This window comes from Solwaraspora sp. WMMB762, assembly GCF_049179115.1.
Classification (GTDB): domain Bacteria; phylum Actinomycetota; class Actinomycetes; order Mycobacteriales; family Micromonosporaceae; genus Micromonospora_E.
In genome coordinates, this window is sequence record NZ_JBMHMD010000001.1 from 239554 (window position 1) to 259933 (window position 20380).

Consider the following 20380-nt stretch of genomic DNA (forward strand, 5'->3'; position numbering starts at 1 on the left):
CGGTGACTCTGTTCGCCAGTCGGACGGACGCCCAGCAGTGGCGCGACCCGGTGGCGGCGAACGTGTCCGGGCCGGAACCCAACGGCGACATCACGATCGACGGGCTGACGCCGGACACCGAGTACTGGTTCCGGTTCACCGACGCCGACGGTCGGCGAGACACCTACGTGCTCGGTGGACCCGCCCGAACCCTGCCGGTGACGGGCTGCGTCGCGTCCAGCGTGGTGGATGCCAGCTGGGTCGGTGGGTTCATCGCCACGGTCACCGTTCGCAATATCGGCGCCGAGTCGATCGACAGCTGGCAGGTGTCCTGGCAGTGGCCGGGTGACGAGCGGATCCTGTCGATCTGGGGTGGACAGGCCGGCGGCGACGGGTCGGCCGTCGAGGTACGGAACGTCTCGTACAACGGCATGGTCGAACCGGACGGGACGACCACCTTCGGCCTGTTGGTGGCGACCAGTCGGGCTCCGGCGGCGATCAGCCCGGACTGCACCGCCTGACCGTATGGTGAACTCGTCCTAGGATGCTCTACAGGTGGTGCGCCGGTTCACCCGGCACGGCTCCGGCCCACCCGTCGGACGGACACCGGGAGAGCAACGGCGGTTCGCGAGCAGACCAGGAGCCGGGCGGCCCAGGCCGCCCGGCTCCTGGTCTGCTGTTACCTGCTGGTCAGGGCTGGCTACGCGGGCTGTCGGGGCCCAGCGTGTCGATGAACTCGTGCGGTCCGGTCACCTCGGACGCCGTCCGGGCCTGCTGCGCCCGGGCAGACATCTGCTCGGCCACGGTCCCCGCCGGCACTCCGGCGCGCCCGGCAGCGTCGACGACCTTCCCGTACGCCTGCTCGGCGAGGACCAGCGCGCGCCGGTAGTCGTGCCGGGCGAGCGCGTGCTCGGCCGCACCGATCAGCCGGTCGGCGGCCCGCAGGTCACGGTGGGCCCGGCCGGGGTGCGGACCGTCCAGCACCGACTCGGCGAGCCGGTTCGCCGCCTCGTTGTACGTGGCGGTGAGGAACCGGTCGCTGTTGTCCCGGTCGAACTGGCTGAAGTCCCAGTTCAGGTCGATGTAGCTCATCATCGAGTTGACCTGGTCGCCGGACCAGGCGAAGAAGAAGTCATCCTCCGGGCCGTAGTCGACGCCGGTCTCGCTGTCGTAGCCGTCGTGCGGATGACTCATGCCCAGGTGGTGTCCCACCTCGTGGATCAGCGTGGTGGTCAGCCCGTAGCCGCTGTCGACGATCTCCGGGGAGACGAACGCGAAGACGTACGACTGCGTACCGTCGGTGTAGTTGTCGTCGGCGAAGCCCAGCGCCGGCACCGGGGTGCCGGCCGGCAACGCATAGCTGAACACCGGCAGTTCGTAGTCGACCCGGTCCTGATCGTCGAGCACCCGGTCGAGTTCGAAACTGTTCTGCAGATAGAAGTTGGCGAACGGCGGGTAGCCCAGCTCCGGGTAGCAGGACTCGTCGTCGAGCAGCACGGCGTAGTAGCAGCGTTCGGCGTCACCTTCGAACGCGAGGTTCTGTCCGTCGTAGTCCAGCACGTTGCGCCACCGCAGTTCCCGCAACTCCAGCTGCAGTAGCTCCTCGTCGATGTAGCGGACCGAGGCGTCGACGCCGTCCCAGCCTTCGTAGACGTTGCTGTCGATGTTGATCGACTTCGGTGGTGCCGCACTCGGCAGCTCCGCCGGGTACAGCGGCGACGTGGTGAACAGCAGGTTGATCGCCACGTAGCGGGTGATCAGAGCGAGGTCGCCGGTGAGCGCGTCGGGGGAGCGGTAGCCGTCGGCGGCGTACTCCCAGACCGGCGGCATCCGGTAGTCCTCGACGCCGTTGCCGTCCAGATCGGGATCGTCGACGTTCCAGTTCTCGGTCCACGACTCCGGCCCGGCCGACAGGTCGTGGAACCACACCCGGCGGGTGGAACCGAGACCATTCTCCTCGTCGTCGGTGGTGGTGCCGCCCCACGCGGAGATCTTCCGGCTGTCCCGCTCGGCGCCGAAGTTGTGCCCGGTGTCCGGATCAGGTTCGTCGGTCTTGGTGTAGACGTGGAACTTGAAGTCCGACCGGCCGAACCAGTTGATGAAGAACACGGTGTTGCGTCGGGTGTCGACGCCGGCCGGTGGGTTGAGGGCCAGCCACCGCTCCACGCTCGGCGCGTCGATGTGGTGGTTGTCGGTGATCGTGGCGACGTTGCCCTGCTGCTCGTTGTAGAGCTCCTGATAGGCGGTGAGCGGTGCGGGTGTGGCCAGCCGCTGCAACTCGGCGAAGAACCGGTCCTCGTACCGCTTGTTCGCGTACCGGACGTGGTAGTCGTAGGTGTAGGTCAGGCCCAGCTTCTCGACCTGGTCGTACCACAGCCGGGAGCGGACCACCGGCTCGTAGCGCTGGGGCAGTTCGTCGAGGTACGCCGACCGGTCCACCTGCGTCCGGCTGTAGCCGAGGAAGACCACGTTGACCGGGACCTTCTCGGTGAGCGCCGGCGCACCGCCCGGATCGAGATGCGAGAAGTGCGGCGTCGCCGCCTGACTGGCGGGTGCCGCGGCGACGATCATCAGCAGCGCCGCCGCCGCCGCTATCAGGGTTGCCGCTGTGGACCTCGTCGTTGTCCTTGTCGACATCCAGTTTCCCTCCGTTGACGACAGGTGGTCGCCGGTCCGGCCAGCCACCCGTGGCAGGGGCGGTTGCCCTCCGCTGTGGACACGGTGTCATTGATCATCAGCGCTGTAAATCCGCCGCCGGTAAAACCTGACGAACCCGCCGGGGGTGTGTGCCCGGTCGGTTGAACCGGGCATCCGTCGGAGCCGTATCCCGGGTTGACGGCGGGCGGTCCGCCGGGTACGGCGATTCGGGAGGCCACGTGGGGGAGCGGGAGCTGGGGCTGCGGCGGGTCACGATGATCACCGGTGGGCTGGCCGTGGCGAGCATCGCCGGCGCGCTCGGCGTCGCCGTGGTGGCGCACGCCGATCACACGGCGGACCAGGACGCGAACACTCCGGCGGGCAGCGTGCCGGGCGAAACCGCGTCGCAGCCGGCCGGCGCCGACGGGCAACCCGCCCCGGGTGAGGCGGGTACCGATCCGGCGGCGACGGCCGGCGACGGACAACCTGCCCCGGACGGCGCGACCGAGCCGGACCAGCCGGTCGACCAGGCCCCGCCGACGGCGGAGTTTCCGCCGGTGACCGGCGGTGGTGGCGAACCCGGCCAGGCCACCTCCGGCGGGTCGTGAGGCGATGCCGCTGCTGGAGACCATCCCGGTCGGGCCAGACTGTGCACAGTGGCAGGTGTGGGGGACGCTGGCCCGGGTGGTGGTGAGCGACCCTGCGGCGGTGCCGGCGGCCCGGACGATCGTCGACGACGTGCTGGCCGCCGTCGACGCCGCCTGCAGCCGGTTCCGCGCCGACTCCGAACTGGTCCGGGCGTGCCGCAGCGGAGGAACGCCGGTGCGGATCAGCCCGCTGCTCGCCGGTCTGGTGTCGGTGGCGCTGCGGGCGGCCCGGGAGACCGACGGCGACGTCGACCCGACCGTCGGGTCGGCGCTGTGCCGACTGGGCTACGACGAGGATCTGCGCTGGGTGACTCTGCATGGCCGGCCCGCCGTGGCGCGGACCGTCCCGCCGACTGCGGATTGGCGTCAGGTCCGGCTCGACGGGACCGAGCTGACCGTACCGGACGGGGTGCAGCTGGACCTGGGCGCGACCGCAAAGGCCTGGGCGGCCGACCGCTGTGCCCGGGACGTCGCCCGCCGGTGCCGGGTCGGTGTGCTGGTCGCCCTCGGCGGCGACATCGCCACTGCGGGGCCGGCCCCGGACGAGCGTTGGCGGATCCGGGTGCAGGACCGTCCGTCGGATCCGGCGTGTGTGATCGGTCTGCCGGCCGGTGGCGCGGTGGCCACCTCGAGCACGGTGAGCCGGCAGTGGACCGCCGGAGACGCCACGATGCACCACATCGTCGACCCGCGCACCGGTACGCCGGCGGGCCGGGTGTGGCGCAGCGTCTCCGTGGCGGCGTACAGCTGCGTGCGGGCGAACACGCTGAGCACGGCGGCGCTGGTACGCGGTGCGGCCGCTGATCGGTGGCTCGCAGGTCTCGGGGCACCGGCCCGGCTGGTGGCCGGGGACGGCACGGTGCGGACCGTCGGAGGCTGGTCCGCGGAGGAGGAGACACAGTGACGGAGGCAGGGTGGTTCGTCGCGCGCGGCACCGGGGTGATGGCGCTCGTCCTGTTGTCGGTGGTCGTGGTGCTGGGGGTGGGCAGCCGGTCGGGCCGGCCGGTGTTCGGGCTGCCCCGGTTCGCGGTGAGCCTGGTCCACCGCAACGCGGCGCTGCTGGCGGTCGGGCTGCTGACGGTCCACGTGGTCACATTGCTCTTCGACCCGTACGCCAAGCTCCGGGTGTACGACCTGTTCGTGCCGTTCGGCGCCGAGTACCGTCCGCTGTACATGGGGCTGGGCACGCTCGCCAGTGACGTGATGCTGGTGCTGGTGGTGACCAGTCTGCTGCGTCGGCGGATCGGCGTGCGGCTGTGGCGGGCGCTGCACTGGCTGGCGTACGCCGCCTGGCCGGCCGCGCTCGGCCACTCGGTCGGAACCGGCACGGACAGCGGCCAGACCTGGATGGCGGCGGTCAACGCCGGATGTCTGGCGGCCGTGCTGGGCGCGCTCGGCTGGCGCCTGCTGCTGTGGGTGCGGCCCCGGTCGCGTCGGCCGGCCACCGACGACGCTCCTCGACCCGGGGGGCGGGCCCCCGGCGGATCGCACCGGCGGTCGGGACCCACAACCGACGAGGCAGCCGTCCGTCCGCCGACCGGGCCGATGTGGGACCGTCCGCCTGCGGCAGCAGGTCAGACAGTGCACCCGGTCGGCTCCTACGTCGGCGGCCGGGCCGCCGCCTCCGTACCGTCCAGCCTGCTGGACATGTACCGCAAGCCGGGATCGGTCTTCCAGCCGGCGGACCCGCCGAGCTGGCTGCCCGACGCTGGCGCCGACGGCGACTTCGTCGACCAGCGACCGCCCGAGGCCGGTGCCATTCCGCCGTACGGTGACTCCGACGGCTATCGAGTTGCGGGCCCAGCGTTCCGGCCCTCAGGGCGGGGGTGAGAGCCCGCGCTGGGCGGGCCGTCAGGCCCGAGTAGTGCCTTAACCGGGGCGGTTCTGCTGCTCGATGTACTGCCGCACGATGCTGCGCGGTGCACCGCCCACGGACCCGGCGAAGTACGAGCCCGACCAGAGTTTGTTGGCCCGGTAGTAGTGGCGTGCGAGGTCGGGGAATTCCTGCCGCAGGCGGCGCGAGGAGACGCCCTTGAGGCTGTTGACCAGCCGGGTCACGGCGACCTTGGGCGGGAAGTCGACCAGCAGATGGACATGGTTGTGTCCGCCGTTGAACTCGACCAGCTCCGTCTCGAAGTCGCGGCACACGTCCCGCATGATCGCCTCCATGCGGGCCAGGTGCCGATCGCCGAACACCTCATGCCGGAACTTCGTCACGAAGACCAAATGGGCATGCATCGCGAAAACGCAATGTCTGCCGGTACGGATGCCTTCGTGTTCAGTCATAGACCAACACGGTACAGTGTGTCTCGTGCAGCTCCGTCCTTCAGCTTCAGGGCGGAGAGGATGTCAGCGTGAAGAGGGTCCACACACGGGTCTTCACCGGGTGGCGCCGTTAGGAGTGACGACAGGTGAACGATCCGCACGGTGCACGGTTGCAGATCGACTGGGCTCGCTGTGACGGTCGGGGTCTCTGTATCGAGCTGCTACCTGAGCTGCTGACCCGTGACGACTGGGGCTTTCCGATCTCCCGGGACGGCAGCCGGGAGCCGGCGGTGCCTGCGGAGCTGCGCCGGCACGCCGACCGTGCCGTGGCGAACTGTCCGGAGCTCGCGTTGCGGTTGACCTCCGCCCAGCCGGCGCGTCGGCGACGCTGACCGCGTGCCGCTGTCGCCGCGCTGACCCACACGTACCGCCGCCGTCCACCCCTGGCCGACGGGCGTCTAGCATGGGCAGGCCTCGCCGGTCGCGGCGTGGCGAGGAAGCCAAGGACATGACCTTGACCAACGACAACGACGTCCGGGAGCCCTGGCTGCGCCCGGTTCTCAGCCTCGCGGAACACGCTGCGGGCGTTCGGCGCGGCGAGCTGTTCGACCGTGCCGGCTGTGTCATCGTGCCGGGCCGGCGGCTCGGGCAGCTGGTGGGTGGACGTCCGCCGGGCGTCACCACCCGGCAGTGGAGTGTGGCCACTCGGGCCCGGTTCGATTTCGTGGTCTGTGGCGCCGACGACTACCGTCCGGTCTTCGTGGCCGACTTCGTCGACCCCGCCGTACGGACCGTCGAGCAGCGCCGCGACGAACGAATGACCGACGCCGTGTGCGAGGCGGTGGGCCTGGCGGTGCTGCGGATCGAGTCGGCGGCGCTGACGGCGACCGGTCCGGGCCGGCGGGTGGTGGAGTACGTGCTCGACGCACGGACGTTCCAGCAGAGCGCGGCCGGGTTGCGGTCCGGCGAGATCGTCGGGGAGATCAGCTACCGGGACATCGTCGGCCGGTTGCCGGACGGTCGGACCGGCCAGGTCAACGATCTGGGCGCGGTGGCACGCGTCCGGGCAGTGGAGGCCTTCGTCAGCCGGCAGCTGTCCGATCCGCTCCTACGTGGCCTGCACGTCGAGTGGAAGGACGGCGGCGCGGAGGGCTGGGCCTGGCTGACTGCCGGTGAGGGCGGGCTGCTGTTCGAAAGGGTACGGATCTGGCCGCACCGGCTGCACTGCGGGATAGCGCCCGGCCGATTCGCTGAAGACCTGGCGGCGGCGGCCATTGGGGAGCGGTTGACGACACTGGAGCTCGGTGAGCCGCAGTTGCGTAAGCGTCACGAGCTGGCCGGCGAGCTGCGGGCCTTGCTGTCCCGCCGTGCCGAGATGAGTGGCGAGTTCGCGTTCGACCATGTGTCGTTCGACTGATCGCGTGCCTCCCGGCCATCCGGCCAAGGGGGCGGTGGCGCCGGCGGATGTCCGCCCTGCCGCTGGACAAAATCATCCGGCGGCGCCGCCGGCGCCGATAACCTAGCTGCCCGAGTGACGCGTGGGCACCTCTGCCGGGAATGTGCCCGACGGGTGGTCAGCCCTTGTGGTAGGCGGCGATCACGTTTGCCGGGATGCGGCCGCGTTCGGAGACCGGGTAGCCGTTCTTGGCCGCCCATTCGCGGATGGCGCGGTTCTGCTCGCGGTCGGAGCGGGCCGGCGCGGCCGAGTAGCTCCCGCGGCCGCCTCGACCGCCGGCGCTGCTGCGGCTCACCCGGGTGCCGGCGGCGATGTACGTGTCCAGGGCTTTGCGCAGCTTGCCGGCGTTCTTCTCGGACAGATCTATGGTGTAAGTGACACCGTCCAGCGAGAACTCGACCGTCCGGTCGGCCTCGCTGCCGTCGAGGTCGTCGGTCAGCAGAGTAATGACTTTCTTGGCCACAGATGCTCACTCCTCGGGATACGGCCGTGTTCGGAATTGAGTCTGACGCATTGGCCATCGATTCCGCAACACTTCGGCCATTGTCGGTGGTCAGGCGGTCGGCGTTCGCCGGCTCCGGATCTCGTTCCGGACACCATTTGGCGCTGGCCAGGGGGTGGTCGGTCGAGGAAAACCGGCATCCGGGCGCGGCGGTCAATGCTGCCCGGCGGGGTCACTGATCATCCGGTCCGCGGGCACTGGCCGCCCCCGCCACGTGGGATGGCCCACAATCCATTACCGAACCGACGGCGGCTCTCTAGGATAGAGGGGCAGTGACGATCGCCTGGTTCAGGCGACGACCGCAGGAGCGGTGAGCGTCCGGTTCGGATGCTCGGTAGCTGCCGTTTGATGGACGTGGGTGCCGGCTGCGGTGATCACCGCAGCCGGCGCTCATGTGCGTTCCCTGCCGTCGAATTGCGCGGACAGCGGTCGGCCCCGCTGAGTGAACTCAGCGGGGCCGTGACGGTCGACCGACCCGGGTGGGTCAGCGGAGCTAGCGGGGTCAGCGGAGCCAGGCGTTGCGCCGTACCAGCGGCAGGTTTCGCCACCAGCTGGCCAGACCGTACCGAAGGCCGGCGCCCGTCGCGGCCAGACCGAGCAGCACCAGGCCGTAGACCAGATGGTCGTCCAGGAACGGGTTGGTGGCGATCGGCAGCGACGCCAGCCACATCAGGGTCAGCAACAACGAGCCGGATACTGCGGCGACCCACATTCCGACGCCGAGGATCAACGCCACGCCGATGCCGAGCAGGCCGACCATGAACAACCAGTCGGCCCAGGCCTGACCGGCCATGCCGCTGAAGAATCCGCTGAACGGGCCCTCCACGTTGCTGAGGTACCCAGTGGTCGGGGATCCGCCATTGATCCAGGCGCGCTCACTGGGGGTCGACTTGCCAAGGCCGGCGAGTTTGTCGAGGAAAGCCCAGAGAAAGACGAATCCGAGGGCCAGTCTGGTCACTGCCCAGACGACCTCGCCGAACCGGGCCTCGGCTGGCGTGGCGGCGAATCCCCTGTCGGTGGTGGCTGGTGCCGGGTGTGTGGTGCGTGCCATCTCGATCCCTCCCCTGTCGTTGACCGGTGTCGGTGTCCGGCGCTCTCTCCGACACATCGATTGTCAGGGGATTTCCCGGCAGGGCGGCAGGGCCGGAAGTCCCGCCGGCCGGTGCCGGAGGTCGGCTGGGCCAGGGGCTGTCAGGGGCGGCTATCCGACTGCGGCCGACCGGCGCGAGTGATCCCGGGCGTGTTCCAGCAGCTTCACCAGGACCTCCTTGCCGGACTGCCGTTGCCGGGCGTCGCAGAGCACCACCGGCACGTCCGGATCGAGGTTCAGCGCCAACTGGACCTCGCCGAGCGCGTACTGCCGGGCACCGTCGAAGCAGTTGACCGCGACGATGAACGGGGTGCCCCGCTGCTCAAAGTAGTCGATGGACGGAAAGCAGTCGGCCAGCCGCCGGGTATCGGCGAGAACCACCGCACCGAGCGCGCCCATCGCGAGCTCGTCCCAGACGAAGAGGAAGCGCTCCTGGCCGGGGGTGCCGAACAGGTAGAGAACCAGGTCCTCGCTGATGGTGATTCGGCCGAAGTCCATCGCCACCGTGGTGGTGGACTTCTCCTCCACGCCGGAGACGTCGTCAACGGCGACCCCGACCTCGGTGAGCAGTTCCTCGGTGCGCAGTGGCCGGGTTTCGCTGACCGAACCGACCAGGGTCGTCTTGCCCACCCCGAAACCGCCGGCGATGAGCACCTTCACCGCGGTCGGCGCGATCGGCCTGGTGCCGGCCGGATCAGAGCGCTCGTAGTCCATTGATAACCGCCTCGAATACGCTGTCGTCAGTCGGGTTCGACGCCGAACGGGGTTCCTGTACCTCGACCAGTGCGTGTTCGAGCAGGTCGCCGAGGAGGACCCGGACGGTGCCGAGGGGCAGGTCCAGGTAGGCCGCGACCTCGGCCACCGACAGCGGCTCGCGGCAGCGGTCCAGGATCGCCAGGTGCTCCGGGCCGAGACCGGCTTCCCCCGGTGGGGTCCGTGGCCTGGCCAGCACCAACGAGATGAGGTCGAACCGGCCGCGGCGTGGCCGGGTGCGGCCGCCGGTCATCGCGTACGGCCGGACCACCGGCCCGGCGTGGTCGTCGATCCACCGGTCCTCACCGGATTCGTCGGACTGGCTCATCGTCGCCGGGTCACTTCTCTGTGTGGTTCTCGGCCGGGCGGCTGCGGGAGGCCAGGTACTTGCCGGCCCTGGTCACCAGCATCGCCATCTCGTAGGCGATCAGTCCCACGTCGGTCTCCTCGCTGGCCAGTACGGCGAGACAGGCGCCATGCCCGGCCGCCGTGACGAACAGGAACGAGGACTCCATCTCGATGATGGTCTGTCGTACCGGTCCACCGCGGAATCGTTTGCCGGCGCCGCGGGCGAGGCTCTGGATTCCGGCGGCCAGTGCTGCGAGGTGCTCGCCGTCGTCGCGTCCCAGGCCGGCCGAGGCGGCCATCAACAGGCCGTCCACGGAAAGCACGATCGCATGCTCGGCCTGCTTGACCCGACCGACCAGATCGTCGAGCAACCAGGTGAGGTCCGCGATCGAGGCGGTCTGCTGCATCAGTGGTTCTCCTGTTCGTGCCAGCCCTAGCGCTGAGGCTCACGCCGATGGTGGGTTCCGGTCGTCGCTGACCGGTGCGGTGGCCGGTGACTGTCGTTGCGGCGCCGCCGCAGAATCCTCGGGCGGCGGCGCGTCGGGCAGTCGCGCCGCGTCCGACCGACCTTGCCTCGTACCGCTCTGGTACGCGCTCATCATCCGCAGTACCTGCTCGGCCGGGCGGGCGGGGGGATCGGCCGGTTCGCCGTCCGGGTGCCTGTCCCGCTGCGACCTGTCGGGCCGGTTCGCACCCGGTCCACCGGCGGATCCGGCGGCTGCGGAGCGTACTCGGACCGGTAGCCCGGACGGGGTGTACGTCGAGGTGTGTGGCCCGGCTGGCGGGGCGGCCCGGACGCGGTCAGGCTCGGGCTCCACCGGCCCGGCCGGACGTCCCGCCGATGCGGCCGTCGCCGTTGTCGGTGCGGTTGGCGGTGTCGCCCCGGTCGCTGTCGCCGGTGTGTCGCCGTCCGGTGCCGGTACGGGCTCGGATCGGGCGGTGGCGGCCACCGGGGCGACCGCCCGCACGGTGGAACGCCGCTCGACGGCCCGACCCGGGCCGGCTGCGGCCGCCAGGGGCAGCGTCTCGACGGTGTCGGACGCAGCAGGCACCGCCGCTGCGAGCCGGCCGCTGGAGCGCAGATCCGGGTCGGTGGCTTCGTCGCCCGGCACCACCAGTTCCCGTGGGATCAGCACGACAGCGGTGGATCCGCCGTACGGCGACTCCTTCAAATGCACCCGGATGCCGGTGCGTTCGGTCAGCCGGCTGACCACGTACAGGCCGAGCCGGACGGTGCTGGACAACCGGAACTCCGGATGCTCGGTGATCCGTTCGTTTGCGGCGGCCCGCTCGTCGTCGCTCATGCCCAGCCCGCGGTCCTCGATCTCCACCACGTAGCCGTTGGCGACGAACTGTCCCTTGACCTGGACGGTGGTGTGCGGCGGGGAGAAAGACAACGCGTTCTCGATGAGTTCGGCGAGCAGGTGGATCACGTCGGCGACGGCCCGGCCGGCCAACGAGACCTGCCCGATCGGAGCGACGGTCACCCGGGTGTAGTCCTCGACCTCGGCGATGGCGCCCCGGACCACGTCCACCATCGGCACGTCGCGGCGCCAGGTCCGGCCGGGGGTCGAGCCGGAGAGCACGATCAGATTCTCCGCGTTGCGCCGCATCCGGGTGGCCAGGTGGTCGACCCGGAAGAGCTCCTCCAGCTTGTCCGCGTCCTCCTCCCGGCGTTCCATCGAGTCGAGCAGGGTGAGCTGCCGGTGGACCAGCGCCTGGGTCCGGCGGGCCAGGCTGAGGAACACGTCGCGTACGCTGCGCCGCAGCTCGGCCTGTTCCACGGCGGTGCGTACGGCGGTTTCCTGCACCCGGTTGAACGCGCGGCCGACCTGCCCGATCTCGTCGTTGCCGAACTCCAGCGGCGGTGCCTCGGCCGCCACGTCGACCTCCTCGCCCCGGCCGAGCCGGTCGACCACGCTCGGCAGCCGCTCCTCAGCCAGCCGGTGCGCCGCGTCCCGGAGCCGTTCGAGCTGGGCGACGATCGCCCGCGCGGTGGTGATCGACATGATGATCGACGCGACGACCGCGAGCATGCCGAGACCGGCCGCGAGCAGCAGCCGGAGCAGTACCAGCAGGGCCACCGGCACGGCCCGGTCGACGAGGTCGTCGCCGCCGGCCAGCACGATCGCGTGTAGATCGGACATGGTCGTGTCGGCCGCGGGCCGCCACTGCGCCTCGGTCAACGGTGCCGACGAGGAGGACGGCCCGCTCGCGACGATCCGCTGCTGCGCGTTCCGGAAACGTTCGTAGCTGTCGCTGTCGACCAGTTCCGCGTACCGGGCCCGGTCCGGTTCCGGCAGTTTCACCACGGTGGCGTCGACGAGGAATTCCTGTGCGCCGACCAACTGTACGAACCGGGTGTGCTCGGCCGCGGTGAACCGCTTCGCGACGATCACACCGGCGATCAGCGCATCCTGCTGGGCGACCAGTTCCTGGCTCCGGTTGAGATCGGTCAGGGTCGCCGTGTCGTCGGCGATGTCGCGTTCGTCGAGGTTGCCCAGTGCACCGAACAGTTGGAAGAACGCGGCGATCGTGTTGGTGTAGGCCTCGTGTGCGCTGCCCCGGTCGACTTCCCGTGCCTCGACGGCGTCGCGGGTGACGCGCAACTCGGTCAGCCACCGCACGGTGTCGGCGACCTGCTGTTCCAGCTCGGCGCCGGCCGCGAGGTCCGCCCACCAGTGCTGGGCGGATGCCTGGAATTCGTCCGCGAGCCGTTCGTTCGCCTCGCGCAGCTCGGCCAGTTCGCTGCGGCGTTCGTCGGTCGGCCCGGCCAGGTATTCCATCGCCAGGCGCCGCTCGGACTGCAGCCCGAGCAGCAGCGGCTCGCTCGGCTGGTAGATCTGGCTGTCGTAGGTCTGCACCCACAACAAATTCAGGCCGTCGCGCAGGGTCACCCATGCGGCGAATGCCCACAGTGCGCTGAGTGACAGTAGCAGCGCGACAATCTTGGTACGCAGGTGAAATCCGCGTGACACCATTACACCGTCCCCGGCCTGACCTGCGAATGTCTCGTCATCTGCCTGCTACTCCTGGCCGTACATACGCGGACTGCGCCGCGCCTGTTCATGAGCGCATGGGCACGGCGCACGCTAGCAGCGTCGCGGTCCGGTGCTCAAGCGTGCCTGTTGACGCCGGTGACGCGTGCCCGGTGAGCGAGTTTGCCGGCGGCCACGATCTCTGCCGCGACCACTGTGATCGGTTGGTAGAGGTCCTTGTCGTGCCAGAGGGCCGGCCCCTGGTCGGCGGTGGACGGTACGAGATGGGCGGCACCCCGGCGGGCGGCCCGTAGCATCCGGTCGCTGGGCGGGTCGGTGGTGGCGAGCAGGATCCGTACCGCGTACGCGGTCTCTTCGGCGGTGCCGTGCCAGCACCCCCAGGAGCCGTCTGGCCGTTGGGTACGCAGCACCCAGTCCACCGCGCGAAGCACGGCGGCTGCCGGCCGGGCCCCGGTGCCGGCGGCGGACAACGCCAACGCGCAGGCGGCGGTCGCGTAGTACGGCGAGGCGTGCCAGCGGTCCTGCCAGGAGCCGTCGGGTTGCTGCTGGTCGCACAGCCAGGTGCTGATCGACCGGCGGAGCACATCCAGGTCGGCGGCGCGCCGGCCACCCCCGACCGCCTGGAGGGTGTCGAGGGCGTGCGCGTTGGTGGTCACCGAGGCGCCGTCCTCACCCGGCCAGGTGGCGATGTGGTCGCCGGCCCGGAAGCCGAGCAGCACCGCCGGATCGGCTGGCTGTCCGAGCAGCGCGAGACAGTGCAGGACCACGGCGGTGGTGTCGGCGTCCGGCGGCAGGCCCGCCCCGGTCGCCGCTCCGGCCGGGGTGAGCGCCGCACGCAGGGATCCAGGTAGTTCGGGCGGCACCAGCATGGCGACGTCGGCGCGCAGCAGGGTGGTCAGGGCCCAGGCCCGCTCGAACACGGCGACGGGCGTGGCACACGGCACCGGACCGTGGTGTTCGCGTACCACCGTTTCCAGGTAGTGGCGCGCGGGCGCCGAGTCGACCTCGGTGCGGATCGGGTCGATGGTGGCGAGCCAGGCTGCGGTGGCGGCCGGCGAACCGCCGACCGTGCCGGCCCGTTGGCCCGTCCCGGACCCCGCGAGTGGGTGGGCCGGCACGGGCGCCACCGCTGGACGGCTCTGCGGCGCCGCCTGGTGGGCGAAGGTCTCGTACGCGTGCAGCAGCTTCGTCGGCACCGGCCGGCCACCGGCGGACAGCCGGCGTACCGCGTCGAGCCGGCCGGAGTCGAGTTCACCCCGCAGCCGTAGTAGGGCGTCGGGTGCCGGGTCGTTCGCGGGCGGGCCGGGGCGGTGCCGTAGCCGTTGGTTGATCCGGTCGACCAGCGCCGGCACGATCAGGTCGGCGGCGGGGGTGTCGGGCAGTGTTCCGCCGGTCGTCGCGGCGAGGATCCGGTGCGCGGCGGTCAGCCCTCGCATCGTCGCGTCGGGCAGCGGCGTGACGCCGAGCAGCGCCTCGACGGCGCTCAACGTCGGGACCAGCGCGTAGCCGCCCGGACCGCCCCAGCTGCCGTCCGGCTGCTGGCTGGCCAGCAGATGGCGCACCCGGGCCCGGTGCCCGGTCAGCCAGGGGGCGAGGCTGACCAGTCGGGCGGTCTCATAGACGGAGACGTCGGTGTGGCCCCAGGGCTGACCGGGCAGCCGGTCCACGATCTCCTGCGCGGCCCGGTCCCAGCTGTCCGTGACGGGGCCGACGTACCGTCGGGCACGACCCGGGACCGGGCCGGTCGTGGCGGGCCCGCCACTGGGCGCGGCCCGGCTTCCGGTGACCGTCACAGCTCGCCCCAGAAATCGGTGACCCGGTAGAAGCCGCTGGTGTACCCCAGCTGCCGGGACAGGTAGGCGGCCTGGTTGGGGCAGCGGATCTCCAACGGCCGCAGCAGGTCGCGACACCGGTCCACCAGATGTCCGATCTGGTCCTCCACGACACCCCGGTCGGCGGTCAGCAGCAGCGCGTTGAGGTCACCCCAGGTGGTGTCCCGCTTGATCGAGGCAAGGTCGTTGACCAGTCGGAGCACCCGCTGCACCTCCCGACTGACGGTGATCAGCTCGGTCAGGTGCGCGAGCGTCGGGCCGTCGCCCAGACGCAGCCAGTGCGTCACGTTGACGAAGGTCGACCCGAAGTTGTCGGCGTTGTCGAGGTAGTCGGCGAAGGTCGGGCCGGCTTCCGCCGGGGCGGCGCGGCGGGCCGCCCTCCACCGCCATTCCCGGTGCATGGCGGTGAGCGTCCGGTCCAGCTCGGCCCACCAGCGGTCCCGTCGGGCGGCGAAGGCGGGTGCCTGGTCGAGTTCGGCGACGATGTCGGCGAGGAACCGGCCGAGTTCGTCGTCGGGTCCGGTCGCGGCGCCGTGCGCCACCGCACGGCACCGGTCGACGAGGGCGACGATCTCGTCGTCGGTCGTGGCCCGGTAGTCGATCAACCAGTCGGCGGCGAACACCCACAGCGCGGCCCGGTTTGCCAGCCGTAGCTGCTCCGGGGTGCACCAGGGCGCGGCGAACGCGGTGGCCAGCGAGATCGCGGCGCTGACCGCCGGGTCGAACGGGCGGGCCGGGAACAGACCGGGGTAGGCCCGGGTGTGTTCAGCCAGGTCACGCTGACCGTGGATCGCGATCGCGCAGATCCGGCCGTTCTCGGCCGCGCTCTGCAGGTTCGCCGCGGCCGATGAGGACACCGTGTGCATCAGAGCGTCCGGGAGAGGGCGGCCGGTTCGATCCGGACCCGTACCGGGGCGTCGGTCCGTACCGACGCACCGGCCTGCGGCGTGGGCAGCCGTCCGTCCGTCACCCGCACCCGGAACCGGCTGAGGATCGTGGCGACGATCAGCGACGCCTCCAGGTAGAACAGGTACTGGCCGAGGCACTGGTGCGGCCCGCCGCCGAACGGGAAGTGGGCGTACCGCTGCCGGCGCCGTGCCGCCGCCGACGGACCGGTGCCGGGGTCTTCCGTACCGTCGGGGTCGAACCGGTCGGGGTCGAACCGCTCCGGGTCCGGCCAGACCGTGGGCAGCCGGTGGGTCAGGTACGGGCTCGCCACCAGTTGCGCGCCCGCCTCGATGCGGACCCCGTCGATCACGTCGGCGGCGAGCGCGGTACGTGGGATCAGCCAGGCGACCGGGTACAGCCGCAGCAGCTCGTCCAGCACCATCCGGGTGTAGCGCAGCCGGGGCAGGTGGTCGCGGCGGACCGGTCCGGCGCCGACCACCTCGTCGATCTCCCGCTGCAGCCGGTCGGCGACCGCCGGGAGGCGGTGCAGCAGCGGCCAGAGCCAGGTCAGTACGCCGTAGGTGGTTTCGGTGCTGGTGGCGAACATGGCCACCGTGTCGTTGCGGATCTGCGCCTCGTCGAAGGCTCGGCCGTCACGGTCGCGGGCCCGGACCAGGGTCCCGACGACGTCGTCGGTGTCGTCGCCGTCGGCCCGGGCCTGTCGTACCACCGGCAGCACGATGTCGTCGATGGTCCGTACGGCCTGACGGAACGCGCGGTCGCGGGGCAGCGGGACCGAGTTGGGCACGAACGGCAGGAGAAGCCTCGGCAGTACGGCGGTGGCGATGGTGTCCTGGGCCGCGGCGATCCGCAGCGCCTGGTCGGTGGTGAACCGGTCGGCGAACATGACCCGGACGATGGCGCGGCAGACCAGCCGGGCCAGTTCGGCGCCGATGTCGACGGTGTGTCCGTGCCGGGCCGCGTCGGCTAGCGGCCCGGTCGCGTCCGCGATCGCCGTGGCCAGGTCGTCGGTGAGGGCGTCCAGCCGTCGTGCGGTGAACAGCGGCTGCAGCGTACGGCGGCTGTCCGACCAGACCGGACCCTCGCTGAGGATGCCGTCGCCGAACAATCGCAGGATGGGCCGCCAGAGCAGGCCCCGGCCGTCGCGCAGGTAGTTGGTCGCGTTGTCCCGCAGCACGTGCGCCACCTGGGCGGGATCACTGACCAGGTAGAGCCGGGCCGGTCCGGCGGACAGCCGGACGATGCCGCCGTCGGCGTCGGTGGCGAGCCCGACGAGGGTCCGCAGCGGGTCGCGGACCAGACCGGGCAGGACGCGTAGCGCCGCGACCGGACGCATCGGGGCGGGAGAGACACCCGGTCGGGGCGTCGGACCCGTCATGCGATCACCCTGCACACGATCTCCGTTCCGCCACCTGACCGCAGGGTCCACCGGGTCGATTGGTGACTGATTGAAAGCAAAGGACGACGTTCGGCTGATCATGCCATGATGAACACGGCCAATCTAGGTTCATAGATGTTAAGTTCTCCTTTGGTACGCACACCTTTCCGCGCGCCAGCCGTACGGTCGACTGCGCCGGCATTCGACATGGCCTGATGTGGTATGAGTGCACGGTGACCCAGACGCAGCCCGGCGCCGGTGCCGACGACCCGAAGCCGGACCCCCGACGGGTGTCCGGCTGGTCCTACCTGGTGGAGTTGATCGCACTCTGCGGGCTCGTGGTGGCCCAGCCGCTGCTCGACGTGATCGGTCGCAGCCCGGATTTCTTCTTCTTTCACGGTGCCGGACCGGCCGCCGTTCTCACCCTGGTCGCGGTGATCGTGCTGGTTCCGCCGGTGCTGTTGTGGGGTCTCGGCTGGTTGACCGGGCTGGCTGGGTCGACGGCCCGGCGGTGGACCCATCTGGCCCAGCTCAGCGGTCTGACCGTGTTGTTCATCGTGCAGATCGGTAAGACGCTGATCGATGTGCGGGGCCCGCTGCTGGTGGTGCTCGCCGTCGTCGTCGCCACGGTGCTGCTCGCGGGGTTCGCCAGGTCGACGGTCGCCCGGCAGGTACTGCGGGTCGCCGCGGTCGGTCCGCTGGCGTTCGTGCTGCTGTTCGTCTTCGCCTCGCCGTCGTCGGCGGTGCTGCTCGGCCGGGGGGCGTCCGGCGCGCCGGTGCGCAGCATCGGTCCCCATCCGCCGATCGTCATGATCATCCTCGACGAGTTCCCGTTGATGTCGCTGCTCGACGAGCGGGGTGAGATCGACGCCGAGCTGGTGCCGAACTTCGCCCGGCTGGCGGCCGGCTCGACCTGGTACCGCAACGCCACCACGGTGAGCGGCAAGACTGTCAACGCCGTGCCGGCGATGCTGACCGGGCGGTACCCGACCGGGGCGTTGACCCCGCACTACTCGCAGCATCCGGATAACCTGTTCACCCTGCTCGGACCGGCCTACCAGATCGAGGCCTGGGAGAATGTCACCCAGCTGTGCCCGCCGCAGCACTGCCGGGGGCGTCCCGGACAGGACCGGGGCAGCCTGCCGGTGATGCTGCGGGAAACCGCGGCACTGTACGGCCAGTTGATCTCACCGGACGATTCGCTGGACGATCCGGCGGCGAGTTTCCGCGAGCCGACAGTGGCCGATGACATCCGGGCCAACGACAAGTCCCCGGACGTCGGCCCGGAGTTCCGGATGAGCCGGCTGAAGGAGAACCAGCCGGCCAGGTTCACCGAGTTCCTCGGTTCCCTGCAGCCCCGGGACACCCCGGCGCTGCACTTTCTGCACCTGCTGATGCCCCACTCGCCGTGGACCTATCTGCCGAGCGGAATGCGGTACGACGGTCCGGGCGGGCTGCCGTACGACGGACCCTGGTGGGCCCGGCTCACCCATCAGCGGCATCTGCAGCAGGTCGGCTACACGGATCTGCTGCTCGGCGAGGCGCTGCACACGTTGCGCGCGAACGGCCTCTACGACGACGCGCTGATCGTGGTGACCTCCGACCACGGCGGCAGCTTCAGCGAGGGGATCACCGGCCGGGAGATGGACGGCCAGTTCGCCGCCGCCGCCGAGCTCGCCTGGGTGCCGCTGTTCGTCAAGGAACCCGGCCAACAGGCCGGACGGATCGACGACCGCAACTGGGAGCAGGTCGACCTGCTGCCGACCGTCGCCGACCACGCCGGGGTGCAGGTGCCGTGGCGTACCGACGGCATCTCCGCACTGCGCGGCGAGCGGGAGAGCACCGACAAGCGGTTCGACCCGCGACCGGGCGAGCCGGTGACGATCGACGGTCCGGCCCACTTCGCCGCCGTACGGGCGGGTTCCAGCGCCCGGCCGGTGTTCCCGCCGCTGCCGGCGGCGGACCTGATCGGCGCGGCGGTCGACGATCTGACGGTGGTCGGCACCGGTCCGCCGGCGACCGTGACGAATCTGTCCGAGTACCAGGACGTCCGGGCGGAGCGCGGCAAGATCCCGGCGCTGGTGCATGGCACCCTGCCGGAGTCGGTGCCGGTCGGCGCCCCGGTCGCGGTCGCGCTGAACGGGCAGGTCGGCACCGTGGTCCAGGCGGCCCGCGACGGTGCTGGTCAGCTCCGGTTCGTCGGGCTGATCCCGGACGAGCGACTGTTCGTCGCCGGCGCCAACCGGTTGGAGCTGTTCCTGGTGGTCGATCCGGGCCCGGTCAGCGGCGATCCGCCTGGGGCCGCGCCGACCGTGCGCCGCCTGCCCATCACCGGCTGACCCGAGCTGCCAGCCGACCAGCTGTCGACCCCGCAGGGCAGATGCTCGGCGGTCCGGTTGACTATCAGGCCGTATTCCCGTCACGTCAAAGCGTGTTGGGTCGGATCATCCACCCGGGCGTCCTCATCATTCCATGAGAATTTCCTCAAGTTTCGGGCGAATCGGTTCCGTAGTCTGCTCCTGCCGTCGAGGGACGGGGCCGGGGCGTCGACCAACCGAGGAGGAGCCCGCCGTGCGAGGAATCACGGATCCGCCACCGACGTACGAGGCGCTGTCGGCGCAGCGGGCGGACGTCGTCGAGCAGACGACCGCGTTCGTCGACGAGGTGTGCAAGGACAATCCGCAGCTGGCGGGTTCGGTGATCCGGCTGCTGGTGGCCGACTACAAGAACGTCAGCATCCATCGGCTGCTTCCGTTGCCGGTCCTCGGAGCCATCACCGGCGACGCCCTTCCCGCGGTGCCGGTCTGCGTCCTGTCGCGGCTGTGGTGGACCGGTGCCGACATCTTCGACGACCTCAACGACGGTCATTTCGATGCCGAACGGGTCGGCATGTCTGCGAACGAAGCCATGATCGCGAGCATCGCCTGCCTGACCCTGCTGCCATCGGCGCTGATCGCGCGGCAGGACCTGACGGCGCAGGTGCGGATGGCGTGGATCGGTCACCTCACCGACGGCAACCTTGATGCTGCCAACGGCCAACTGGCCGATATCTCCTCGGTCATCGATGCGGACTCGCTCACCGACGTGCTGCGCAGCTATTCCGGCAAGTCCGGTTCCGCGTGTGGCCGGGACCTCGCGATGACCGCCCTCCTGGCTGGCGTCGACGCTGCGGCGGTGGCCGGCTGGCGGGAGTTCGGACGCCGGTACGGTGTACTGCGGCAGTTGGCCAACGACTGCAGGTCGGTGCGCAAAGACGTCTGCGACGACGAGGATCTCGCCAACGGCACCCGGACACTGCTGCTCGCCCACGCGCTCGTCGGCGCGCCGGCCGACCGCCAGGAACACATCCGCGGGCTGAGCGAGCGGGCCCGCCTCGACCTGGCCGCCCGCACCGAACTGCGGGGCGAGCTGACGCGTACGGCCGTAGCCGAACGGTACGACTCGCACGTCACCGATCTGGGCCGACAGGCGAACCGGATGCTGTTCGATCTGGCCGCGCCGTCACCGTTCCGGACGGCTCTCGAATGGATGGTCGACGTCTCTGTCGAGTCGGCCCTCATCGGTGGACTCGCCGACGGATGACCG

At 70.7% G+C, this 20380-nt stretch carries 19 protein-coding genes; 8 read left to right on the forward strand and 11 right to left on the reverse strand.

Going from position 1 to position 20380, the window contains the following annotated elements:
* Positions 1–2 precede the first annotated feature (2 nt).
* Positions 3–500 (forward strand): cellulose binding domain-containing protein, encoded by a 498-nt coding sequence (locus ACN27J_RS01115; protein WP_421362489.1) that lies wholly within the window; start codon positions 3–5, stop codon positions 498–500.
* Between the two features lie 169 nt (positions 501–669).
* On the opposite strand, the gene ACN27J_RS01120 is transcribed toward ACN27J_RS01115, so the two are convergent.
* Positions 670–2616, reverse strand: a complete 1947-nt coding sequence (locus ACN27J_RS01120) for a hypothetical protein (RefSeq protein ID WP_421362492.1) — start codon at positions 2614–2616, stop codon at positions 670–672.
* A 239-nt stretch (positions 2617–2855) separates the two neighbouring features.
* Between ACN27J_RS01120 and ACN27J_RS01125 the strand changes: the two genes are divergently transcribed.
* From ACN27J_RS01125 to ACN27J_RS01135, 3 genes are read left to right on the forward strand one after another with little or no spacing between them, the layout of a single operon-like run.
* The gene (locus tag ACN27J_RS01125; RefSeq protein ID WP_421362494.1) at positions 2856–3224 is read left to right on the forward strand and encodes a hypothetical protein; all 369 of its coding nucleotides are present in this window, start codon (positions 2856–2858) and stop codon (positions 3222–3224) included.
* A gap of 4 nt (positions 3225–3228) precedes the next feature.
* Positions 3229–4167 carry an FAD:protein FMN transferase gene (locus tag ACN27J_RS01130; protein ID WP_421362497.1) on the forward strand — a complete coding sequence of 313 codons (939 nt, stop codon included), beginning with the start codon at positions 3229–3231 and terminating at the stop codon, positions 4165–4167.
* Positions 4164–5093, forward strand: a complete 930-nt coding sequence (locus ACN27J_RS01135; RefSeq protein ID WP_421362499.1) for a ferric reductase-like transmembrane domain-containing protein — start codon at positions 4164–4166, stop codon at positions 5091–5093. Before ACN27J_RS01130 ends, ACN27J_RS01135 begins: the two co-directional genes overlap by 4 nt.
* Positions 5094–5132: 39 nt before the next feature.
* Here ACN27J_RS01135 and tnpA read toward each other — a convergent pair whose 3' ends face one another.
* Entirely contained in the window at positions 5133–5549 is a 417-nt protein-coding gene (gene tnpA / locus ACN27J_RS01140; RefSeq protein ID WP_421362502.1) for an IS200/IS605 family transposase, read from the reverse strand.
* Between the two features lie 125 nt (positions 5550–5674).
* Here tnpA and ACN27J_RS01145 point away from each other — a divergent pair, with 125 nt between their 5' ends.
* Complete coding sequence (locus ACN27J_RS01145) at positions 5675–5920, forward strand: ferredoxin (RefSeq protein ID WP_278168406.1); 246 nt, start codon at positions 5675–5677, stop codon at positions 5918–5920.
* A gap of 116 nt (positions 5921–6036) precedes the next feature.
* Positions 6037–6945, forward strand: coding sequence for a DUF2726 domain-containing protein (locus ACN27J_RS01150; protein ID WP_421362505.1), 909 nt, complete (start codon positions 6037–6039; stop codon positions 6943–6945).
* Positions 6946–7102: 157 nt separating this feature from the next.
* On the opposite strand, the gene ACN27J_RS01155 is transcribed toward ACN27J_RS01150, so the two are convergent.
* The 9 genes from ACN27J_RS01155 to ACN27J_RS01195 all read right to left on the reverse strand — a co-directional run bounded on the left by ACN27J_RS01155 (position 7103) and on the right by ACN27J_RS01195 (position 16795).
* Complete coding sequence (locus ACN27J_RS01155) at positions 7103–7447, reverse strand: histone-like nucleoid-structuring protein Lsr2 (protein WP_282230225.1); 345 nt, start codon at positions 7445–7447, stop codon at positions 7103–7105.
* Positions 7448–7988: 541 nt separating this feature from the next.
* Positions 7989–8537, reverse strand: coding sequence for a hypothetical protein (locus tag ACN27J_RS01160; RefSeq protein WP_421362508.1), 549 nt, complete (start codon positions 8535–8537; stop codon positions 7989–7991).
* A 150-nt stretch (positions 8538–8687) separates the two neighbouring features.
* On the reverse strand, positions 8688–9290 hold the full coding sequence (locus ACN27J_RS01165) for a GTP-binding protein (RefSeq protein ID WP_278168410.1): 603 nt from the start codon (positions 9288–9290) through the stop codon (positions 8688–8690).
* Positions 9271–9657 (reverse strand): DUF742 domain-containing protein, encoded by a 387-nt coding sequence (locus ACN27J_RS01170; RefSeq protein ID WP_123600961.1) that lies wholly within the window; start codon positions 9655–9657, stop codon positions 9271–9273. The genes ACN27J_RS01165 and ACN27J_RS01170 overlap by 20 nt, the downstream gene beginning before the upstream one ends.
* A 10-nt stretch (positions 9658–9667) precedes the next feature.
* Positions 9668–10084, reverse strand: a complete 417-nt coding sequence (locus ACN27J_RS01175) for a roadblock/LC7 domain-containing protein (RefSeq protein WP_421362511.1) — start codon at positions 10082–10084, stop codon at positions 9668–9670.
* A 39-nt stretch (positions 10085–10123) separates the two neighbouring features.
* Complete coding sequence (locus ACN27J_RS01180) at positions 10124–12658, reverse strand: nitrate- and nitrite sensing domain-containing protein (protein WP_421362514.1); 2535 nt, start codon at positions 12656–12658, stop codon at positions 10124–10126.
* A gap of 134 nt (positions 12659–12792) precedes the next feature.
* Positions 12793–14469: a prenyltransferase gene (locus tag ACN27J_RS01185; RefSeq protein WP_421362517.1), complete on the reverse strand. Its 1677-nt coding sequence runs from the start codon at positions 14467–14469 to the stop codon at positions 12793–12795.
* Positions 14466–15374: a terpene synthase family protein gene (locus ACN27J_RS01190; protein ID WP_421362520.1), complete on the reverse strand. Its 909-nt coding sequence runs from the start codon at positions 15372–15374 to the stop codon at positions 14466–14468. Before ACN27J_RS01190 ends, ACN27J_RS01185 begins: the two co-directional genes overlap by 4 nt.
* Positions 15374–16795, reverse strand: coding sequence for a cytochrome P450 (locus ACN27J_RS01195; protein WP_421362523.1), 1422 nt, complete (start codon positions 16793–16795; stop codon positions 15374–15376). The genes ACN27J_RS01190 and ACN27J_RS01195 overlap by 1 nt, the downstream gene beginning before the upstream one ends.
* 233 nt (positions 16796–17028) lie before the next feature.
* On the opposite strand from ACN27J_RS01195, the gene ACN27J_RS01200 reads away from it, so the two are divergent.
* Positions 17029–19134 (forward strand): sulfatase-like hydrolase/transferase, encoded by a 2106-nt coding sequence (locus ACN27J_RS01200; protein WP_421362525.1) that lies wholly within the window; start codon positions 17029–17031, stop codon positions 19132–19134.
* Positions 19135–19366: 232 nt separating this feature from the next.
* Positions 19367–20377 carry a hypothetical protein gene (locus ACN27J_RS01205; protein ID WP_421362527.1) on the forward strand — a complete coding sequence of 337 codons (1011 nt, stop codon included), beginning with the start codon at positions 19367–19369 and terminating at the stop codon, positions 20375–20377.
* The last annotated feature ends 3 nt before the right edge of the window (positions 20378–20380 follow it).

What these genes read in the sequence shown, in the direction of transcription:
- ACN27J_RS01120 (WP_421362492.1), bottom strand. Translation starts at nt 2,616, where the DNA reads ATGTCGACAAGGACAACGACGAGGTCCACAGCGGCAACCCTGATAGCG.
- ACN27J_RS01130 (WP_421362497.1), top strand. Translation starts at nt 3,229, where the DNA reads ATGCCGCTGCTGGAGACCATCCCGGTCGGGCCAGACTGTGCACAGTGG.
- tnpA (WP_421362502.1), bottom strand. Translation starts at nt 5,549, where the DNA reads ATGACTGAACACGAAGGCATCCGTACCGGCAGACATTGCGTTTTCGCG.
- ACN27J_RS01150 (WP_421362505.1), top strand. Translation starts at nt 6,037, where the DNA reads ATGACCTTGACCAACGACAACGACGTCCGGGAGCCCTGGCTGCGCCCG.
- ACN27J_RS01160 (WP_421362508.1), bottom strand. Translation starts at nt 8,537, where the DNA reads ATGGCACGCACCACACACCCGGCACCAGCCACCACCGACAGGGGATTC.
- ACN27J_RS01165 (WP_278168410.1), bottom strand. Translation starts at nt 9,290, where the DNA reads ATGGACTACGAGCGCTCTGATCCGGCCGGCACCAGGCCGATCGCGCCG.
- ACN27J_RS01170 (WP_123600961.1), bottom strand. Translation starts at nt 9,657, where the DNA reads ATGAGCCAGTCCGACGAATCCGGTGAGGACCGGTGGATCGACGACCAC.
- ACN27J_RS01175 (WP_421362511.1), bottom strand. Translation starts at nt 10,084, where the DNA reads ATGCAGCAGACCGCCTCGATCGCGGACCTCACCTGGTTGCTCGACGAT.
- ACN27J_RS01180 (WP_421362514.1), bottom strand. Translation starts at nt 12,658, where the DNA reads ATGGTGTCACGCGGATTTCACCTGCGTACCAAGATTGTCGCGCTGCTA.
- ACN27J_RS01190 (WP_421362520.1), bottom strand. Translation starts at nt 15,374, where the DNA reads ATGCACACGGTGTCCTCATCGGCCGCGGCGAACCTGCAGAGCGCGGCC.
- ACN27J_RS01195 (WP_421362523.1), bottom strand. Translation starts at nt 16,795, where the DNA reads ATGACGGGTCCGACGCCCCGACCGGGTGTCTCTCCCGCCCCGATGCGT.